Origin of the sequence: Muribacter muris, from assembly GCF_001038205.1 — a bacterium.
Classification (GTDB): Bacteria; Pseudomonadota; Gammaproteobacteria; order Enterobacterales; family Pasteurellaceae; genus Muribacter; species Muribacter muris.
Map to the genome: position 1 here is coordinate 1 of NZ_JWIZ01000110.1, position 1,577 is coordinate 1,577.

2 protein-coding genes are annotated in these 1,577 nt (G+C 38.7%); both read right to left on the reverse strand.

Features of this window, described 5'->3' with window-relative positions; genetic code table 11:
• Positions 1–363 precede the first annotated feature (363 nt).
• On the reverse strand, positions 364–708 hold the full coding sequence (locus tag RO21_RS11800) for a hypothetical protein (protein ID WP_047977979.1): 345 nt from the start codon (positions 706–708) through the stop codon (positions 364–366).
• A 193-nt stretch (positions 709–901) separates the two neighbouring features.
• Positions 902–1,087 (reverse strand): hypothetical protein, encoded by a 186-nt coding sequence (locus RO21_RS11805; RefSeq protein ID WP_047977980.1) that lies wholly within the window; start codon positions 1,085–1,087, stop codon positions 902–904.
• Positions 1,088–1,577: the final 490 nt, after the last annotated feature.

Genomic DNA, 1,577 nt, shown 5'->3' on the forward strand with positions numbered 1-1,577 from the left:
TCGCCCGACAACACGAACCCAAGTTCAACGCATTTTATGAACGCCTACGGGCAAAAGGCAAGCCCCTTAAAGTGGCACTTAATGCCTGTATGTGTAAACTTTTGACCGTGATTAACGCCATCATCCGTGATGGCTCACCGTGGCAGCCTCTGGCTGTTTAATTAACGAATATGTCTCTTTCCAAGCGTTTGGGGGATACAGTTGCTACACAATATCTCAACAACATTCTTTTGGGCTTACAATAACTTACCGCTTATAACGAAATAGTATGCAAATAATACTAAGCAAGCGGTCAGTTTTAACTAACTTTATACAAAAAATCCCGTCAATAAATGAAGGGATTTTAATTGTTAATCTGTGGGGTTACCGGTTTTTATTTTGTAACATCTTCTTTCGCAAAGAATATAGAGCACAGCCTTCACTATTGCCTAAATCACAGGATTGGCCATAAAACTCAAGGGCTGCTAGGTCATTCTCACGGGAACATTTACCATAGCTGGAAAACTCCCCCAAAGCCCGCAAGGCAAGTGCTTTTGTCTCAATATCAGTATTTTGTTCCGAAAGCTCGATCGTTAAAGGCTTGAACTTAAAACATGAAACACTTCCATTTCTAAAAAAATAGACTTTGAATAAGCTTGATTTTGCAGCCAATAAAGCCGGCTCCGCTTGAGAATAGCCTTCTTTTAGAGAAGCCTCATATAATTTCACACTCTCTTCAAGTAAACTAACCGCCTTATTAACAACACGTGTATACTCAGGAACAGCAATACTAAAATCAAGTCCCTTATATTCATTATAAGCCTTTTCTGCCTGTTCAAAGAGCGCCTCTGCGGTTTCTGCCTGTGCAGAAATAGCACTTCCCTAAACGACTGCAATCATTACCGGTTTGAGCCATTTCATTTTACGCCTTCACTAACTCAATTTTTTCAATCTTAAAATTGACTTCGTTGCCAAAGCGAAAGTAAAGTTGTTGGGCAATATAACCAACAGCACGAAATACCGCTAGTTGTTCATTTTCCGCTTCAACAAAATGAAAACTTTTGGTAGTCGCTTGATCTTTATAACTATATTCAATGGAATAAATCATAGAATTTCCCTCTCATTAAATAAAAAATCATACCTACAAAAATAACTTAAGCGATATAACACTATCTGAATCTGGTTTCTGCAGGGTTCCTTATCGCTTTTCTCTGCAAGAGAAAAGCAAAACTATTGTACAATAGTTGGTTTTTGCAAAATTATGCCTAAAATCAACCGCTTGTAGTGGATTGGATATGGGAATTTAAAGAGAGAATGAGCTAAAAGAGGGGAACTAAAATGCGGTAAAAAATTCGGTAAATAACCGTGAATGCGGTGAGATAGTGATGAAAAAATTCAGCTTAAAATAAATACAATAAAATAATCGTAAGGACGCCACGCCGGCGTCCGTTTCTTCTAATCTATTGAAAACGTTATGGATTATCGTATGGATTTAACGGACGCCGGCGTGGCATCCCTACCTTTCCTTTCAGCTAAGGAATATACAGTTCACTTTTGCGTTACAAGCATAAAAGCCCCAAGCCATTTGGCTCGGAGGA